Raw genomic sequence first — 16,879 nt, 5'->3', positions numbered from 1 at the left:
AAAGGTAAATGGGAAATCCACAGGAAAATCTGGTTTAGTTAACCGGGCTGGGACAATAGAGCGCAGCGGTGTGTAGAGGGGCCAAACAATCGACTGCCCTGGCATTAACATTGGCTCCATTTTCTATCAGCAATTCGGCCTTCTTGATTGTTGAGCCTTTTGCAGTATAGAAAAGCGGGGTGCAACCATTGGAATCCTTTATATTGACATCAGCACCAAGGTCTATGAGAAGCTTCAGCGCTTCCTCGTCATACCCTGATGCAGCAAGATGAAGTAATGTTTCTCCTGTCTCATCGTCCTTCACCTTAATAATTTCTGGATTTTCTTCGATCAGTTCTTTGATCTTTGAAAGATCGCCTTTATGGAACGCTTCCCGAGCTTTAAATAATTCTTTCTCTTTGATGGCCTCATTACTTCTCAACTCTTCATGTCCATCACATCTGAGGGAATATCGCTCACCGAACCCCGGAGCTCTGTATACATATTCATTTCCCCAGGGATCCTTCGGGATCTTATCAAAATAGGGCTTCCAGTTTTGGGGAACAGGTTTCAAGATAGGGCGTTCCATCAATGCTCTCAAACCTTGGTCGGTTGTGGGATACCGCCCATTATCCTTTTTGTAAAGCTTGAGAGCCTTTGAAATTTCATTCATCTGCACGATGGCCTTGGTTGTACGAGCCTCTTCTGATCTGCCGATAAGGCGGGGTATGATAAGTCCGGAAATAAGAACTGTGATACAGAGCATGATGAGAAACGACCAATGCTCTAAGAACTTCCTGGCTGGAACAGAGTCCCAGTCAAATTTTCTCATGAGCTGCCTTTGTCTTTGCAAATATTCTTATATACTGATCGACATCCTTTATATCAGCGAGAGCTTTCTCCAAATCAATCCTTTTCATGTGTGCCGGCTCATAAAGGTAATTGAATGTCGCATCCCAGAAGCAGTCCCAATCTGAATCGATCACCTCCAATTCCTTTATCCCCCCAAGCACTCTGTCGAACCTGTCAGAGGGTCGTAACCTACCGACTGGGAGTGCTGCATTCTCCTGGATAAACTGGAGGGCGCTGACAACAACCTCTTTTTCCATGCCGGAATTATTATAGAATCTTTCAAAGAATTCATCAGGTGTGAGCACAGAGCGGTCAGTGAGATTCATTGCCCTTCTTTTTCTGGGATATTCAAAGGTGAGATAGTATCCGGCACCGGCGATACAGAGAATCAGAATCTTAATCAGTAGGGTCATCACATTAACTCAGGCTCTCAATTTCTTCCTTGGCTCTGGCGGCCAAGGGATGCTGCGGATTCTCCTCCAGAACCAGCTCGAAGCAATGAAGGGCCGCATCCTTCTGACCGGCATCCTCATAAATTTTTCCCAGATAAAAATTCGCTTCAAGACCGGCGCTCCTATTGAACTGCCTGCCAAATTTTGCGCAGCTCTTGAGCCAGAAGACTGCCTTCCTGACCGCTCCTCTCTTTTTATAAAAGCTGTAGAGGGACTCAACCCTGCTGAACAAGAAAGAAATATAGAGATAGACTGCAAGCGGGATTAGTAATATGTTGAAAAATACTGCGGCAAAGCATTTCAGACAAACACCTGCCGAAATAAGAGAAGAGAATAGGAAGAATCTGTTGAGGAGATAGCTGTTGAAATAAACAGCGCTTAAAATGAGCGTTATTGCTATCAGTGCATATGCATAGGGTGGCGCCTTTACCATATCCAGATCGGAAAAGCCGCTATCTGAACACTCAAGGCCTTTCGAATGAGTATAACGCGGGTAATCCGCCTTTATTCCAAGGAGCTTATGAGCCTCGCCTGAGCATTCAAGCAGAAAGTCACCTTTCTCTTTCCTGTACACATATATGCCACCCGCAGGGCAACGAGGCAGCTCTTTCAAATACGCAGGCATGAGGGCGTTCAGGCTTTCCGGGTACCTGCCCTTATTGTCAGAGGCATACCTTTCCAAAGAGCCCGCTATGATTCTCTCCATATTCATCTTACAGGAGATGAGGCGGCTTCTCTCTGAGGCAGAATTGGTAGGCACCAGAAAAGCCCGGGTCGATGGGCCTGTGAAGGGCCCGTTTGAGAAAAAGAATATCACGGCGAAGACCCAGATGACCGGGAAAGCGGCAATGACTGCAAAACCCTGGCCGGAGCTGATAAAATTCTCTTTTTCAGAAGGATTCCTGATAAATAAACCCAGGAAATGAAGAAATACCAGGATCAGAATAATTCCGGTTATTGTAGTTTCCCATGAATTGGTAATCAGATAGACGCAAGTGGAGCACCCCAGGGCCTCCTTTGTGAGAAGGAGAAAGGCTGCAAAAAAGAGCATGAGTGTTCTGAGAAGACCTTTCCCCGTAGTGGCATTCATTCCTTTGCCCCATGCTTTCTCAGGTATTCGGCCGTTTCTTTCAGGCCGCATTTTATTGCCCACTTCAGTGGGGTTACTCCGTTCCTGTCTCTCGCATTGACATCGGTTCCTTCGAAAACAAGCATTTTATTTTCCCGAATCCTTAAAGTGGTGCGCTCGCCGTTAATAAGCCCTATTGCCCGGGACAAAGAAGTGGGATAATCCGATGAGTATCAATGCAACAATTATTATAACGATGGTATAGGTCATCCACTTTTTCATGCCGAGCCACTCTCTCAGGAACCACTCAAACTGGAATAATGAATAGCTTCCCACTACCAGCGCCAGGATTATTGAGATACCGAATAAGATACTCTCCATTGTTGCATTATAAGACATTTTCGCTTGAAAAACACAAAATCGTTATGTTATGATGATTGTGGCTGCAATGAAAACTGGCAGACTGATGTATGGCTTTCCTGGATATATGGCCTCTACAAGAAATTATACCAGTCCTGGTGGCCCTTGTCTATACGGGTGGTGCCATCGGCATTCACTCTCCTTTAATACAGGAATTGATTCCATCCTGATGGACCGGACCAGGCGGCCACCTATTGAGGCTCCTTTCAAATGAACAGAAAATATGCTTATCCAATCAACGATCAAAAGATTCCAGGGCATCATTCAACAGCATGATGCAACTGATATTCAGTTGCAAATTTGGTCACAATATGCTACAATGAAGTGAGGGTTGCATGAGTAAATTTGACAAGCTCATAAACAGATTTCTGAGCAAGCCGAAAGATTTCGAATACGGAGAAATGAAAACTCTGTTGGGTGGATTTGGTTACTCGGAAGCTGATTTAAAAGGATCTCGAGTGAAATTTGTCAGTCAGACGGGACATACGATCCATTTTCACAAACCGCATCCAAGCCCGGCTATACCGAGATATGTTCTTGATCTCATTGAAGAAGAACTGAAAAAGGAGGGGTTACTTTGACGAAGAGCACCCTGTCTTATAAAGGCTTTCTGGGATCGGTGAGTTACAGTGCAGAGGACGATCTGCTGTATGGCAAGATTGAAGGGGTCAGCGATCTGGTGTTGTATGAGGGCAGAAGCATCGAAGAGATAAAAAAAGACTTCGAGGAAGCGGTGGATGAATATATCACAGAATGCGAAAAGATGGGCAAGGACCCCATGAGGGCCTATCGGGGAACCTTCAACGTGCGGGTAGCTCCTGAGCTGCACCGGCAAGTTGCCGAAACTGCAGTATCCTATGGAACATCGCTCAACCAGTTCGTGAGCTCTGCTCTTGCCTATGCCATAAGTCATCCCGAAATTATTGAGTCAAGGCGAGGGATAAAAGTGAAAAAGGCACATGGAGCTCTCATGAACACGGCGAAAACAAAAAGCGCTGTCGATACCCTGGCCTCTTCCGCCCGTCACAAAGCTTATTGAGCGAAAAGTGCCTTGGGCTTGTCTGAAATGGTGGGAATATGAGTGTAATGATTGGAAATTGCAGGTATAAAATAATTGTTAAGCTCGGCAGAGGGCTTTCTTCTCAGAATGCGCCGAAGTTTGTTGCCAATCTTAAGAAGAAAATTAAATGCCTAAAAGATCAAATCTACGGGGAAATTGGTATTCCCATCAAGCAAGTACAAATTGATGAAAGCAACTGTCTCTCACCAAATTCTTATATCGTTTCGGTAATATATGAAAATCTATGTATTGGAGGATGTGTCTTTCCAGAAAAAGTCTTTGCCGTTCATAATGAAGATGGTCTTAAAAAGCTTACAGGTATGGATTCTGTCCACCCTATCTATCATATTCCCGGCAAGTGGGTAGAAAAGAATGACACCGATGTTTTGAAGAATGCCGGTTATCTTGTCTTTCATCCTGAAGATATAATAATATCAACGTTAGAGAAGCTCATTCAGGTTCATGGCCACAAGCTGTTGGATCTGAACGATGTGTTCATGCTGGTAGAAAAGCTGAAGAAGACGAATCAGCCTCTTGTAAGAGAGCTTCGGAAAAGTAAGATATCACTTAACTTCATCAAAATCGTGCTTCGGAACCTGCTCCAGGAAGAGGTCTCCATCGTTAATCTTCCTGTTATTCTGGATACGGTTCTGGACAACCACACAACGATGACTGACCCGGTTCAGATGACGGAGTGCGTTCGATTTCAGCTGAGATATCAGATTTGCAGGAATTATCTATCCAATGAGGGGACCATACGCGCTTTCAATCTATCGCCCAAATTGGAAAAATATTGTTTTAATTTTGATATGAATTCAAATAAGGTTAAAAATCGGATAAGAACCGCTATAATGAATGCTGTCAATCGGGCTCTTGAAAAAACCGCAATGCTGAGCGGCACTGAGCTTGAACATTCCAAGATGAGAGATCTTTTCTTCAATAAGAAGGAATTTTCATGTGTTGCTATTATTTGTGACTCTAATATTCGTTTTAAACTTAGAAGAATAATTGAAGATCTGGATCCAAGTCTAGCAGTCTTGTCATATGAAGAGATAATACCAGAAGCAACAATTTATTGTATTGGAGCAATAGATGCTCCATCAGGCCGATCAGTGACAAGGCACGCAGTGAGAGATAATAACGCTCTCAAAGGGCAGCCTGCGAAGAGGTAATCATTGCGATGACAGAAAAAGAGCACGTATTGAAGAAAAAGGAATGCTTTAACAATGAGCATGATGGTTATTCATATATGAAAAATATTACCGGTACAGGCTTTCAGGTGGTTGATGGAGTTAATCGCCTATACGCTGCAAAGATTTCAGGAGATGAGCGGCCGGAAAAGCAATTACTCCTGAAATCCCTGGAGATAACAAAAGCCGGTGACCCATTCGATAGACTCTCTGCTATACGTATTTTAGCTCAGGTTGGAGGAGAAGAGGCGTTTCAACGCATCATTGAGCTTGTCGATGATAAAGAGCTCATGGTGAGAGCTTCAGCAATCCATGCCCTGGAACACTTTCCCGATGATCCTCTCGCACTTGAAACTCTGTTAAGACTGCTGAAATCTGAAGAAATAGAAGAAAAGTGGTGCGCGGTAGTCGTATTGGGCCGATTACATGAGAAATCGCTGCTGCCAGTTCTCATGGATGAGCTTGCAATTGCTCTTCGAAGCAAGCGTCTCTGGGAAACCTTTGAAAATAATGAAGAAATGCATGCCGGGTGCGTCATGAGCCTCTTCGATGCTGTGCTTACCTTGGGAGAGAAATCGGTCATCCCGCAAATCATTTCTTTTCTGGAGCACCCTGAGCCTTCCATGGTCCTTGATGCAGCCAGGCTCCTCATTCAGCATGAGATTAAAGTGCCGCGAGAGATTCTTGTCTCCCTCTCAGGAAATGAAAATTCCGAAATACAGAATAACGCAGCTTCTCTTCTTGCTGAAACAGAGGGAGTTGAAGCCTGGAAAGATGCCCTTTATTCACAAGAGTACAGTAAGCGTCACCATGCGGCCCGGCTTCTTGCCGAGAGAGGCGGGAGTGAAGGAAAGCAGCTGCTGAGAAAGTATCTTGAAGACGGCGATGACCTCGAGCTCCGGTTATCGCTCCTCACTCAGCTTGAAGCCATCCAGAATGACCTGCTCTTTTCAATTCTCGAAGCTTCTCTCGCCCATCACTGGCCCACGATGCGCTTCAGAGCCGCTGCTCAACTATTCCGAATACCGGCGCAAGAGGCGAAGAGCCTGGCACAGGAGGCGCTCCAGGATGAGCCCGATGCCCTGATCCGAAAAACCCTGGAGAGAGTCCTTTCGCTGCAGTAGAAGCCGGTGGAGCAATATCGCCATTTCCGCTCAAAAGGCTCATAAATCATAATATTTACAGGGCTCACTTTTCAGAGATACTCATCGTAAAGAGATAAGTCATCGCAGCAGTCTCCGAATCTTGTGAAGCGCCAGAAGCGCCAATTCTTTGTTCGGGTGCTCCTTGAATCCCTTCAGTAGCTCCATATATTCATTTCGCCTATCCAGACTGCACAATGCCGCTATTGCTTCGATGCAGACCGTCCCCGAATTGAAGGAGTCCGCGCCAGGCCGGCAAAATTCAGGACTGTTCAGAAGGCTGTTAATCTTGGAAATGAGAAGAGGTATGGCATCCTTGCAGCCCAGCCGGCCTATTGCGTTGAAAAACTCTGCCAGCATGAAGTCAATTTTATGAGTATCAATCTCGGAGATCTGCTTTACAAGAAACTCATATACTGCTTCCTTTTCAGGCAATTCAAGAATGAGGTTCAGCAGATAACTGATTTCCAGGGGCTCTGCCTGCTCCATAAGGAACCTGAGTATCTCTTGATCCCCATGGCAGATGGGATGCTTCTTCGCAAAAGCCATTACAAAGTCGAGACGCTCATCTGAATCCCACGAAGGCCATTCTTGAATGATTTCTTCGGCATCGACTGTAGCCTCATTCAAGAGAAATTTGGAACAGGAAATGATCAGGCTGCCTGTAGCAGGTCCTGCCCTGCGGCGGAATATATTCCATCTCGTTTCATGAATTATCTCGTTTTCATCCATAATTGTCCGGCCGCCTCAAGGTGATACAGGTGCATCCATCATTTCGAGGAATCTTCTTCCTTTTTTTCTGATGAGCTTTTCAATTTTCTTATCATTGAGCGCTCAATGCTTTTTGTCTTTCCCTGAAGACCTTTCTCTGAGAAGCATTCCGACACCAAACCCGCTCAAGAATTGAAATATATATGAATCAACAAAGAAAAAAGCCTCCTTTCCGCCAGCAACAAGCCTTAATGACTCAAGTATATGCTGAAAAAAGTAAAATACAGAAGGAATACTGCGGCATAATTCCGGACCGATAAAAATGCTTCCGACGAAGGAACAGGTGAACCACAACCATAATACCATATTTACTTCATCTCTGTTAAGATTCGGAGAGGTCAATTTTTCCAGTATCTTCAAGCCAAACAGCGAGCCTGTAATCACCATGAGCATATAAAGAGGGAAGCCCAATGCCGTCGCAAGTATTATCTTACAGATATCATTGCCTATTTCAAAGGAATTAAGTCTGGCCAGGACTGTCAAGAGTACCGCACATAATGCGACAAAAGCAAGATATATCGCCAAGGATCTTGTTATTACCCATTGGGATAAGGCTGCATTATTTCTGGCATTATTGCTCAGTGTGGTATTCCTGCATGGAGAACTTCTCATCCTGAGATCTCCTGAATGATTGTTTCTGGGGCAATCAAGCATGATATACTCAATGAGAACAAGGTGCACTTTATTTCTTCTCTTGAGAGTCACACTATGCTGTCACCTTTTCTGTGAAGTGGAATAGCCCCTCTTAAATTTTATTCCTTTCCTGACCATGAGTCCGGCAAAGCATATTCGGCCGTATACAACGCCTGAACTACCTATGCAACTTTATACTGCCTTACCGGCACCTCTATAATCACCTCGTCGGGAACACTTTCCATTTTTGCCAGTTCCTCCATCGTCCTGGATACTTCCGGCGAAAAATACTGCTCCCCGCATTGCATACAAACCTCAGCCGGCACATCTTTAAGAATCACTCTCTTTTGCCCCCATCTTCCATCAAACTCGATCCGCTTCTCCTCAAGGCGCCCTTTGCAAAAATAGCACTTCTTCATCATTTTCATACATCTGCACTGCGACCTTTATTACTGCTGATTATCAAATTCCCTTAAAGGATCGGGATTCGGATTCCTGCCTCTGAATAATTTTAGCAAAAATGAGCCATTGCGGCAAGCATTTCGGTGATTTTCTTAAGTGATAGATAATTTTCCATCGTCGAGGAAGGACTTCATGTGCCACTATACTGAGACCTTGAAAGACCGGACGCATTATCTTTGTGGAGCTCAAAAGGCAGAAGGCGAATCAAATCCTCAGCATCATCGCGGGCGGCAGATCCGGCCTCAGTTGGACTTTATTCAGGCGTTACGGGCTTCAGGAGCTTATGAAGCCCTCAAGATGAAAGTAAGGGCATGCGGCGCCTTGCCCTTGATGATAAGAAAGCCCTCGTGAACGCACCTGAGGTGGTGAGCCATGCAGATAGTGATGAGATTGGCCTCGATATCGGAGCCTCCGTGAGAGCGGTAGACGATATGATGAACATGAAGGCCCCGGCGGCAGGTGCATCCCGGCACTTGGCACTGGTAATTATCGCGCCTGAGGATTCTGGAGTGGAGGTCCCTTTTCTCAGGAGTTTCCCATGTGGCGAGGAATGAATCGAGAAGGGCTTCAATGAAAAGGGGAAGCTCCTCTACAGCCTGGCTTCCCTGAGCCCCTTTTGCCTTATCCGATGAGGCCTCGGCGGCTTTTTGAGCCCTTTCGGCCTGCCAGAGCTTCACGGCGTGATTCCAGAGAGGGACCAGGTCGGGGGCAAGAAAGAAGCGGATCAGGGCACCCCGGCTTTCAGGATTCGATCCGAAGGCTCCCTTTTTTGAGGTTTCCCCGGAGAGTGTTGAGAGGATCTCGGGAATTTCGGGATGCTCTCCGCCCCTGGTGACCTCCCAGATGAGGGCTCCCCGGGGAAGTGTTGCTCCTTCCCGGGAAAGTGCCTGTGCACAACTTCGGACTGGTGCGTCCGAACCCACATCCCCACTGGGTTCCGTGGCATTCGAGCCTGCAGGGGAAACCCTCTTGACAGACCTCCCCGTGACAGCCACCTCTAAGGCACCAGGCTCAATGTCCCACTTCTTGTTGGCTGCTCTCTGGGCAAAGCGAAGGAATGCATCGACTACCTCCCTGAGAGTGGCAACAGGGACTTCCTGCGCATAAGAGAGCCATGCTCCTTTTGCTCTGGTCCCCTCCCTGAAGACCCTGGAGAGCAGGCGCGCCTGCTCCGGTGTGAGCCTCCCCTCCTTGACAAGGTCAAGCATATCGGGATACTCCAAATAACTCCTTTCTAAAGAAATAAGTGAATATGCGGTACTTCTGGACATTCCCAGGCGCTCCCTGGTATAGTGGCCGAGGCTCAGGAAGAGCATGTCTTTATAGAGTCCGAAATTGTTGAGAGTGCGAAGGAGGCGTCCCTGGTAGAAGGAGATCGAATGCCTGAGGGATACGATCTTCCTGAGCCGGGAAACTGCCTCGAAGGGATCGGAAGGGACCTCAACCGCGGTATCGCTCTGAGCCTGGTGCTTTGAAGGAAGCTCCACCTTGACAGGCTTCCAGGGGAGGTAATCCCAGAAATGGGATACTTCCTCAAGGTCCTTATGGACCTGGCGGGCAAGCTCCCTGTCCCTCTCTAAAGCTCCCGGATTAAGGAGAAGCCCTGCCCCATGGGGAACCCGAGGGGAGCTGCCGTGGAGAAAAAGGGGCGCTTCCGCTGCCGAAGGCTGAGTCCCCAGGGAATGGGAATCCCCATTCAACAGCGCGTTTCCCTCCAGAACTGCCTCGCAGGATAGTCCATGCTCCTGCGTACAGCATACATTGTGCTCCTTGCCACCTGAGCCGCACTCCTGCGAGCAGGACCCGAAGCCTTTTTCACAGGCTTCACCTGCTGTTCCGCAGACTTTCCTCACGGCCTCGGAAACAGCCGATGCGGAATATTCAGCAAGAAGGGCCTCAACGAAGGCGCCCAGGAGGAGATTCGACTCCTCCATCCTCCGGAACACCTCCAATGCCCTATCCCACTTTGCCGCCACGGCGAGGGGAACCCTCGCGCTCACGGGAATGGCTTTATCCTCCTCGTCATCCTCTCCAGAGGCAAAAGAAACAATGTCCTCCTTTCCTTCTGATCCCTGAATCTTGAAACGGCGCACTTCTTCTTCGAGGCCACGCACGCTGAGGCTAATTACCTTGGAAAGCCACTCCTCCTCGGTTTCAGGCTTCACTACCTGGAATAGATAGCGCAAGGCGCTCTTGCGAAGAAGCCCCTTCTCGAGGGCATCCCGCATAAGTGGAAACTTCTGAAGCTCCTGGGCATTCTTCATCAGCTCATAGGCGCTCCGAGAAGAGATCCCCAGCACCTCGCGTGCGAAGTCGGAAACCCGCACGTAGCCGAGCTTCTCGAGCTTCCCATTGAGGGATAGAAGCATCTCCCCGATGAGGAGATCGAGCTTTACTCCAGCAGAAGAGAGGCACCAGAGGTTCCAGTCAAGAACCTCGCAGGCGAGGTCGCGGAAGATATTCCGCCCGTCGTCCCGTGAGAGCACCTCGTCGGCTCCGTAAGTCACCAGCGGAAGGCCAGGGGCTATCTGGAAGACCTGCTCGCCGGCCATCACAGCCTCGTAACCGGGATACTCGCGGATCACCTCGGGAGAAGCAGCCCCGGCCCGAAGACCCTCCGAAGCCTGACCGGCTAGCGCTACCTGATCGGCAAGAACACTCTGACCGGCCTGAACCGTCCGGACAGCCTGAGCATCCTGGGTGGCTGTTTCTGCCTCCCGGTGCGTGACCTCCCCGTGGTGCGCTCCTGCCGACCTATTCACAATAATCCTCCTTTCAAGAGTTGTTCTAAAGGGAATCATTTGTATCTCTCTATTATATTATACCTTATTGTATTGTATAAGTCAAAATGATTATCTCTCAAATGCTTGATATTATTGGGTTTCACAACCATCGCCGGATGGCCTGCCAAGGGTCAAAGAGAGAGTTTTTGAGTTTTTTCCGCCCAATGCCTGGAAAAGTCTGCCAGGTGAAGGATTTTGCCATCATACGAATGTGGCAGCCAATGGTTGTCCTTCAGGGGAGGCTGAATATTTTTTTCTGATGACAGCAATTTCTATGGCTTTTGAGCCATGAAAGTATATATCAACGCGGGGAATGATCTTCCTGCAGTATAAAGAAAGCGCATGGCGATTGTGATACGCTTGCCATAAGGAGCCATGAATAATCTCCCGCGCCCTTGGTGAATGTGGGGCTCTCCTTCACTCAGTTGGGCAAGGAGATCAGAACATGGCTGTCGTCACACTGAAATTACTGGTAAACTTCCGGGATTCCTGTTAAAGAAAAGTGGGATAGATGGGGAGTCTTCTGGTAAGGGGAAGCGGCCTGGGACACCATACCGACTGCATATCGGCACCTTTCTCACTCTTGTTCTGTCCCCCCCATTCTCCGGCAGCAGGCACCGCCTAGTCGTATATCTCAATCTGCACCAGGCTTGAAAAAACCGTGCCAGTCCAGGCGTCAATGCCGACAGAACCACCGTCGTGAGGGTAGAGTTTCATGGCTTGAAACTGGTAATGTCCTGGCCGGTCAAAGCACATGGTGACGTCTTCCTGCGTCAGGAATGTCTCTCCGGCATGAAGAAGGTGAAAGTCTTCCCGGGGAAGGTCCACATTGTCGAATTTACCGAAGAAGGAGTCCACTTCCAGGGAGAATTGATCCGGCGGCCACCCGGCCTTACCGATTCTCCACTTCATATTTCCCTTCAGGCAAAGCCACACACTATCTGCTCGGGCCGTCTCTACTAAACTGACGGTGACCGGTTCGCCCAGCCGGAATCTTGTTTTATCGGTGGTGAGTCCCAAAAGCACCGGGCAGCACTCCGAACCTTTCTCCAGTATGTAGCTTTTCCCTGATCGACGAACTTTTTCTCCGAATGTCCTCATCAGTGCGACAATTGCCCTCCTGGCAGTACTGTCCGGCCCAGCCAGGGTAGGCTCAAAGAGTGGGAACAGGGGCACCATGTCCTTATTATGATCGGGGTCTTCCATTGCACAGATGGCGTGGAATTCATTTCCGCCGATTACCTCTCCGACCCTATCCAGTGTATAGAGATTGGCCGCGAGGATCTCCCTGGAGAGATCGCTTCTTCCGACTGCCGAACCGTTGATCCCTAACTCCCGCAGGCAGAATACGAACATCCAGAGGGGAAGGTCGGTCTCATGGAGCTTCTCCCTGAGAAATACAGGATTCAGCCGCGCAAGGGTTTTTATGATTTCTATCTCTGCCAGTGTATCTCCCTTCCGGAGGGCTTCAAATAGGAGTTCCTGGAACCCTGTAATGTTCTCCTTGTTCAGCATCCTAAGCACATCGTCGTTGAAGTCTCCCCGTTCCAGGAGCATCCTCAGGACAGATGGATCGAGAGTCTCTCCTTCCCGGGAAAGCCTTTCTACCAATTTTTAGGTGATATACATATCACCCGAATGTCTAAGAATCTGCTCATTGAAGAATCTGCGGTCTTCTGCAGTCATCTCCCGGGGCCAGTGGCTGATGGCATACTCCAGGACACATGGCTCCTCCTTCTCCCGAAGAATCTGCGCGAGAGCCGGCTTCAGCTTCACCGGCTTCTTCAACACGAAATTTTCGAGAAGGTACGGGTAACCCGCGAATCCGTCATACCCTGACGGGGAATCATCGCTGATATTACCGAATATCTGCCAGGGCTTCTCCACCCCGAAGTCAAACCGGCGGCTCTGAAACTCATCGAGATTGGCCGGCATCAGGAAGACCAGGCTACGCTTCCCCTCATCAATGAATAGAGACGCTGTCGTACCATAGTACTGTTCCCAGAATACGACCTCGTCACCTGGCCGGATACTGCCCTTGTATACTTTCTCTACCTTCATCCGATAAACCCGGCCCGTCTGCAAGGAAAGCTTGGAATTGTTTAATCCGTGTACTTTCGGCTCCCATCCCTTGGTGATCTTCCCGATCACAATGAGCTTTGCCTTTGCTACCGCTTCGTCGAAGGTAAGCACGATACCGATTGTTCCTGACACATCTCCCGATAGAGCCAGAAAGGCGGCCGCGGTCAGAATAACGGAGAGGAACCATCTTTTCACCTTTGGCATGATGCCGTCTTACTCCTTTGCGCCATGTTCAGCAAGGAAATCAGCAGAATCTTCTTGAGCCTTTGCATCTTTTTCTCCTGAGGGACTATTAACACCTATTGCCGGCTGAGCGCCTGCCACAATGCCTGCTATAATTGCATATGCCACCAGAGTAACGAATCCCTCAAGCATTCGAGGCTCGCAAAGAGGGATTTTCAATATGAGGTCAAGCACAGTGGAATATATTTGCAGGTATTGCTCTCTGAAAGGGCCCAGGGCAAGCGTAAAAAAAACAACCAGGACTGCCGTGAACACAAAAACAGTAAGGGTGGAGGTCCTATGGGTGGAAAACCACCATTTCGCGCCAAGGTAAGAAATTAGAAAGAAAGGAAGGGCCAGGAGAAAATAGTAACTCAGCGGTAAAAGCTCAATAAATGAGGTTTCTGGAGGCCCTCCCATGATGATATCCAGTAGAATTGTTATTCCCAGAAGGCAAAATGCCACTAGAAGGACAAACCCTGAAGCCCCACCAGGTAATTCTCTCTTAAAAATACTTACAGACTGCTTTTTTAATTGCTCCGGCATAAATCATCCCATAGGGGTGTGAGGATAGAGTGGTGAAGAGTAAACTGGGTTCGAGTGCTCTATTAAAAATTATACCAGCCCTGGGTGCTCTTGTCTATGCCTGGAAAAAGTGCAGTAGCTTTTATCAAGCCCCGGTCCTGTTCCTAAAAGCACTTGAAAAAGTCCTTTTGCGGCAGTGGAAGCATGCATAGGCAATTCAAATAAAAGACACAGAAAGAAAGAATCTTCACAGGTAATATGCGGGGATGAAGGTGGTTTCTGTTTCGTCAATCTTCCTGATGCCCCAGAAGCTCCTGGTGAGCACGACTGCTCTCCGGGGCCTGAAAGAGCCTATGAAGCTCACGAGCCCCCTGGGAATGGTTTCACTTTTGAAAAGGGAGTATTTCACCTCGACGGGAAGAAGCTGGCCCTCAAGGTGCAGCACAAAGTCAACTTCTGCACCTGCCTTGGTGCGCCAGAAGTTTATCTTGCCGAGGCCATTATGGAGCTGATTGAGCCTTATGAAAACAGTGTTCTCGATGATGGCGCCCGCGTCAGGCCTCATTTCCAGGCCCTGCATCGCTTCCATGAGGCTGTTTCTGAAGCCGTTGTCGAGGAAATATATCTTTGGATTCTTCGAAAGCTCCCTCTGGCGGCTGGTGAAGAAGGGCCTTACCTCCCGGCAGACAAAAGTCTCCTTCAGGATCTCGAGGTGCTTTTTCACATTGCGGAAGTCGAGATTCGATGCCTCGCTCAGGCTCCGGTACACCACAATGTTCCCGGCCTGCGCGGCAAGGTACTGGGAGAGGCGAAGGAGGCTTCGGTCTGTCGCAAGCTCCAGGAGCGTCTTGATATCCTTGAGGATGAAGCTATTGAGAATCTCGCTGAAGATCTTTCTCCTCTCAAGGGGACTCCCTGCCAGCACCACCGCGGGATAGCCGCCCCATATGCAGTAATCCTCATAAAGCGGCTGCAGCTCCTGATGAAAAATATCCAGCCCCCTCTCTCCCGGGAATGCCCCGCGCCCTTCAAGCCATTGCCATAGCTGCCCGCTTTTCCCCCGGTATGCCGTTTCCAGCCTCTCGCTTTTTGTGCTCAGGTATTCCCCGAAGTTAAAAGGACAGAGAGTGAAAGAGACAATCCTGCCTACCATGAAGCGCCCCACCTGGGCTTTGAGGTCAAGGGAAGACGATCCCGTGATGAGTATCTTGATATTTTCACAGGTATCAAAGATGAGCTTCAGTTTCTGGCCCCCGTCGCGGGCATATTGAAACTCGTCTATCATCAGATAAAGGATTCCGTCAATTCCGGAAGGGGCATATGACTGCACAAATGCCACCGGGTCCCTCTCAAACTGGGCCAGGAGCCGGCGGTCCTCGAAAGTGATAAGAGTGATAAGCCTGCGGTCAATTTTCAATTCCCCATGAAGATGGGCGCCAATCATTTTGAGGAGGGTAGTTTTCCCTGATTGACGGGGCCCCGAAATGGAAATGAATTCCTTTCTCTCCAGAAAGGGGATCACCGGGGAAAGGGCATCGCGCGGATAGATCATTTAACCTCACTAAAATTGCATTGATTGCAATTTTAGTATAACCATTTCTGAACAACTGTCAAGTGGGCCCTTTTTGCAGCATTGTGTTTTACTGCTCTCATTGCCATCCTCAATTCTCAAAGCTTTTTCGTGCAAATCTGGAAAGTATTTCAGCGCAGATTTGGCATCGATACACATTGGGATCTTCTCATCAAAGGCTTACCCGTTGCAAACGAACTTTTTGGGTGTCACTGATCGGCCTAATGGAACCACCTGTGAGCGGCCGGGGAGAAATCAGTCCTGAGTAAAGGGGAAATAAGTACAACAGCTCAGTCCATGGCTATCCTGTTATCTATGCATATCCTTTCAGGTATTTCTTCACTGAATCTGCAAAAGTGACGGCCATTGTCACATACTCATCAGCATCCTGGGAGGAAAATTCTGTAAAATCCTTATAGTCCCCAGTCTGTCGAGCTTCAAAGACGGTATGGAGAGATTCCGACATCTCCTTCGGCAGTTTTCCTGTGCGGATAAACTCTTTATCAAAGGCAGCAATGACACCGCTGTGCCGCGAAGTCTTCACTTCAATGGATTCGTGAATAAAAAGAGCCAGGATCTGATAAAACATTGCATAATAGGCTCTATTGACCACAGAAGCGCCGCTATAATGCTCCCTGACCATCTTCTCTGCTTCCGAAAGAGTCTCATCAGCTCTTTTCTGACGGAATACGTACAGGGCTTCCTGATCTGTCAAATCTTTACGCCCTCCTGATTTATTGCTTTCACAATCGGGGCCGCTCTCACCGGGGTATTTTCAAGCTCGTGGCGGGTAAATAGAAGGGCAGTGATCACTATGCCGTTCTCAAAGCCCGTCTCCCAGGTTGCATGGGATATCTTTTTTCTGAGTTCCCTGTCACAGGTGGAAAGCTCAATAAATATGTCCATATCAGAATCATCATCAGCATCACCACGGGCTCTCGACCCAAAGACCTTGAAGTCGAGAACAGGTGCCACTCTCAGAATTTTTTCCTTGAGCTCCCGGGCAATCCTGTAATCAGTATCTTTCATATAAGGGCCACTTCATGCAACATCATTTTATCATTCCAGGACATCTGAACACTTCTATTGTACGAAATAGAGGCTCATTTGTCCATAGTAATCATCAATCCACCATGAGTGCCTTTTGTCTCATCTAAGGCTTCCAATTTTGGGCTCTCAGCCCGGCCTTCCCCTTGTATTCATGAGGCTAAACGTTTATTTTCCATCGCCTTTCAATACATGGCGGACTTCTTTGAAAAAATCGCGCTGCTTGAGATACCAGGGCGACTCTTTCTTTGCAAGCATCTCTTCCAAAACAAGGCAGCCCTTTGGATTGCCGATGCGAAGCAGTGCCCTTGCCGCTTCATATCGCACATTTACCTCGTTGTCCGTTGCGGCTTTTAACAGTTCATGTTCTGATGCTGTGTCATCCATTTCCCCGAGAGCACAGCATGCACTTGCACGCACGTCGGGCTCTGGATCACTTATGAGGCGCTTTAATACGGGGATTGCAGGCTTGTAGCTTATATTTCCTATTGAAATGCATGCAATGCTGCGGACTCTGTGGGAAGGATCATTGAGAGCCTGCAAAAAAACGGGTCCGGCGGTGGGATCGGAACATGTCAATAGATTTGAGACACTTTCTTGAAAGAAATTAGGTTTGAGAT

At 48.3% G+C, this 16,879-nt stretch carries 18 protein-coding genes; 4 read left to right on the top strand and 14 right to left on the bottom strand.

Features of this window, described 5'->3' with window-relative positions; genetic code table 11:
- Window positions 1-34 precede the first annotated feature (34 nt).
- The 3 genes from gspG to RDV48_30825 are packed head-to-tail and all read right to left on the bottom strand — an operon-like array spanning window position 35 to window position 2,334.
- Window positions 35-811 (bottom strand): type II secretion system major pseudopilin GspG, encoded by a 777-nt coding sequence (gspG, locus tag RDV48_30835; protein MDQ7827230.1) that lies wholly within the window; start codon window positions 809-811, stop codon window positions 35-37.
- Complete coding sequence (locus RDV48_30830) at window positions 798-1,244, bottom strand: hypothetical protein (protein ID MDQ7827229.1); 447 nt, start codon at window positions 1,242-1,244, stop codon at window positions 798-800. Before RDV48_30830 ends, gspG begins: the two co-directional genes overlap by 14 nt.
- Before the next feature lie 4 nt (window positions 1,245-1,248).
- Window positions 1,249-2,334, bottom strand: a complete 1,086-nt coding sequence (locus RDV48_30825; GenBank protein ID MDQ7827228.1) for a tetratricopeptide repeat protein — start codon at window positions 2,332-2,334, stop codon at window positions 1,249-1,251.
- 773 nt (window positions 2,335-3,107) lie between these two features.
- On the opposite strand from RDV48_30825, the gene RDV48_30820 reads away from it, so the two are divergent.
- From RDV48_30820 to RDV48_30805, 4 genes are read left to right on the top strand one after another with little or no spacing between them, the layout of a single operon-like run.
- Window positions 3,108-3,353, top strand: coding sequence for a type II toxin-antitoxin system HicA family toxin (locus tag RDV48_30820; GenBank protein MDQ7827227.1), 246 nt, complete (start codon window positions 3,108-3,110; stop codon window positions 3,351-3,353).
- A complete protein-coding gene (locus tag RDV48_30815; GenBank protein ID MDQ7827226.1) occupies window positions 3,350-3,811 on the top strand; it encodes a type II toxin-antitoxin system HicB family antitoxin in 462 nt (153 codons plus the stop codon). The genes RDV48_30820 and RDV48_30815 overlap by 4 nt, the downstream gene beginning before the upstream one ends.
- A gap of 38 nt (window positions 3,812-3,849) precedes the next feature.
- A complete protein-coding gene (locus RDV48_30810) occupies window positions 3,850-5,004 on the top strand; it encodes an FHIPEP family type III secretion protein (protein ID MDQ7827225.1) in 1,155 nt (384 codons plus the stop codon).
- A gap of 8 nt (window positions 5,005-5,012) precedes the next feature.
- Window positions 5,013-6,146: a HEAT repeat domain-containing protein gene (locus tag RDV48_30805; GenBank protein ID MDQ7827224.1), complete on the top strand. Its 1,134-nt coding sequence runs from the start codon at window positions 5,013-5,015 to the stop codon at window positions 6,144-6,146.
- A 99-nt stretch (window positions 6,147-6,245) separates the two neighbouring features.
- On the opposite strand, the gene RDV48_30800 is transcribed toward RDV48_30805, so the two are convergent.
- The 11 genes from RDV48_30800 to RDV48_30750 all read right to left on the bottom strand — a co-directional run.
- Entirely contained in the window at window positions 6,246-6,896 is a 651-nt protein-coding gene (locus tag RDV48_30800; GenBank protein ID MDQ7827223.1) for a hypothetical protein, read from the bottom strand.
- A gap of 102 nt (window positions 6,897-6,998) precedes the next feature.
- Entirely contained in the window at window positions 6,999-7,640 is a 642-nt protein-coding gene (locus tag RDV48_30795) for a hypothetical protein (protein ID MDQ7827222.1), read from the bottom strand.
- Window positions 7,641-7,750: 110 nt separating this feature from the next.
- Window positions 7,751-7,990 (bottom strand): type II toxin-antitoxin system MqsA family antitoxin, encoded by a 240-nt coding sequence (locus RDV48_30790; protein ID MDQ7827221.1) that lies wholly within the window; start codon window positions 7,988-7,990, stop codon window positions 7,751-7,753.
- A 321-nt stretch (window positions 7,991-8,311) separates the two neighbouring features.
- Entirely contained in the window at window positions 8,312-10,792 is a 2,481-nt protein-coding gene (locus RDV48_30785) for an HNH endonuclease (GenBank protein ID MDQ7827220.1), read from the bottom strand.
- 642 nt (window positions 10,793-11,434) lie between these two features.
- Window positions 11,435-12,424, bottom strand: a complete 990-nt coding sequence (locus RDV48_30780) for a hypothetical protein (protein MDQ7827219.1) — start codon at window positions 12,422-12,424, stop codon at window positions 11,435-11,437.
- Between the two features lie 3 nt (window positions 12,425-12,427).
- Window positions 12,428-13,099 (bottom strand): hypothetical protein, encoded by a 672-nt coding sequence (locus RDV48_30775; GenBank protein MDQ7827218.1) that lies wholly within the window; start codon window positions 13,097-13,099, stop codon window positions 12,428-12,430.
- Between the two features lie 9 nt (window positions 13,100-13,108).
- Complete coding sequence (locus tag RDV48_30770; GenBank protein MDQ7827217.1) at window positions 13,109-13,663, bottom strand: hypothetical protein; 555 nt, start codon at window positions 13,661-13,663, stop codon at window positions 13,109-13,111.
- Between the two features lie 226 nt (window positions 13,664-13,889).
- Entirely contained in the window at window positions 13,890-15,194 is a 1,305-nt protein-coding gene (locus RDV48_30765; GenBank protein MDQ7827216.1) for an ATP-binding protein, read from the bottom strand.
- A gap of 331 nt (window positions 15,195-15,525) precedes the next feature.
- On the bottom strand, window positions 15,526-15,927 hold the full coding sequence (locus tag RDV48_30760; protein ID MDQ7827215.1) for a HEPN domain-containing protein: 402 nt from the start codon (window positions 15,925-15,927) through the stop codon (window positions 15,526-15,528).
- On the bottom strand, window positions 15,924-16,241 hold the full coding sequence (locus tag RDV48_30755; protein MDQ7827214.1) for a nucleotidyltransferase domain-containing protein: 318 nt from the start codon (window positions 16,239-16,241) through the stop codon (window positions 15,924-15,926). Before RDV48_30755 ends, RDV48_30760 begins: the two co-directional genes overlap by 4 nt.
- A 186-nt stretch (window positions 16,242-16,427) precedes the next feature.
- Window positions 16,428-16,879 (bottom strand): HEAT repeat domain-containing protein (locus RDV48_30750; protein MDQ7827213.1); only part of this gene is annotated, 452 nt, incomplete at its 5' end.

Source organism: Candidatus Eremiobacterota bacterium (assembly GCA_031082125.1).
Classification (GTDB): Bacteria; Vulcanimicrobiota; CADAWZ01; order CADAWZ01; family Ess09-12; genus Ess09-12.
Note: the sequence above shows the minus strand (reverse complement) of the source record. Positions and strands in the feature narration are given on the sequence as shown.

Excerpts from the sequence above, each read along its gene's own strand:
- RDV48_30820 (MDQ7827227.1), top strand. The coding sequence starts at position 3,108 with ATGAGTAAATTTGACAAGCTCATAAACAGATTTCTGAGCAAGCCGAAA.
- RDV48_30810 (MDQ7827225.1), top strand. The coding sequence starts at position 3,850 with ATGAGTGTAATGATTGGAAATTGCAGGTATAAAATAATTGTTAAGCTC.
- RDV48_30775 (MDQ7827218.1), bottom strand. The coding sequence starts at position 13,099 with ATGCCAAAGGTGAAAAGATGGTTCCTCTCCGTTATTCTGACCGCGGCC.
- gspG (MDQ7827230.1), bottom strand. The coding sequence starts at position 811 with ATGAGAAAATTTGACTGGGACTCTGTTCCAGCCAGGAAGTTCTTAGAG.
- RDV48_30770 (MDQ7827217.1), bottom strand. The coding sequence starts at position 13,663 with ATGCCGGAGCAATTAAAAAAGCAGTCTGTAAGTATTTTTAAGAGAGAA.
- RDV48_30790 (MDQ7827221.1), bottom strand. The coding sequence starts at position 7,990 with ATGATGAAGAAGTGCTATTTTTGCAAAGGGCGCCTTGAGGAGAAGCGG.
- RDV48_30755 (MDQ7827214.1), bottom strand. The coding sequence starts at position 16,241 with ATGAAAGATACTGATTACAGGATTGCCCGGGAGCTCAAGGAAAAAATT.
- RDV48_30830 (MDQ7827229.1), bottom strand. The coding sequence starts at position 1,244 with ATGACCCTACTGATTAAGATTCTGATTCTCTGTATCGCCGGTGCCGGA.
- RDV48_30765 (MDQ7827216.1), bottom strand. The coding sequence starts at position 15,194 with ATGATCTATCCGCGCGATGCCCTTTCCCCGGTGATCCCCTTTCTGGAG.
- RDV48_30800 (MDQ7827223.1), bottom strand. The coding sequence starts at position 6,896 with ATGGATGAAAACGAGATAATTCATGAAACGAGATGGAATATATTCCGC.
- RDV48_30825 (MDQ7827228.1), bottom strand. The coding sequence starts at position 2,334 with ATGCTCTTTTTTGCAGCCTTTCTCCTTCTCACAAAGGAGGCCCTGGGG.
- RDV48_30805 (MDQ7827224.1), top strand. The coding sequence starts at position 5,013 with ATGACAGAAAAAGAGCACGTATTGAAGAAAAAGGAATGCTTTAACAAT.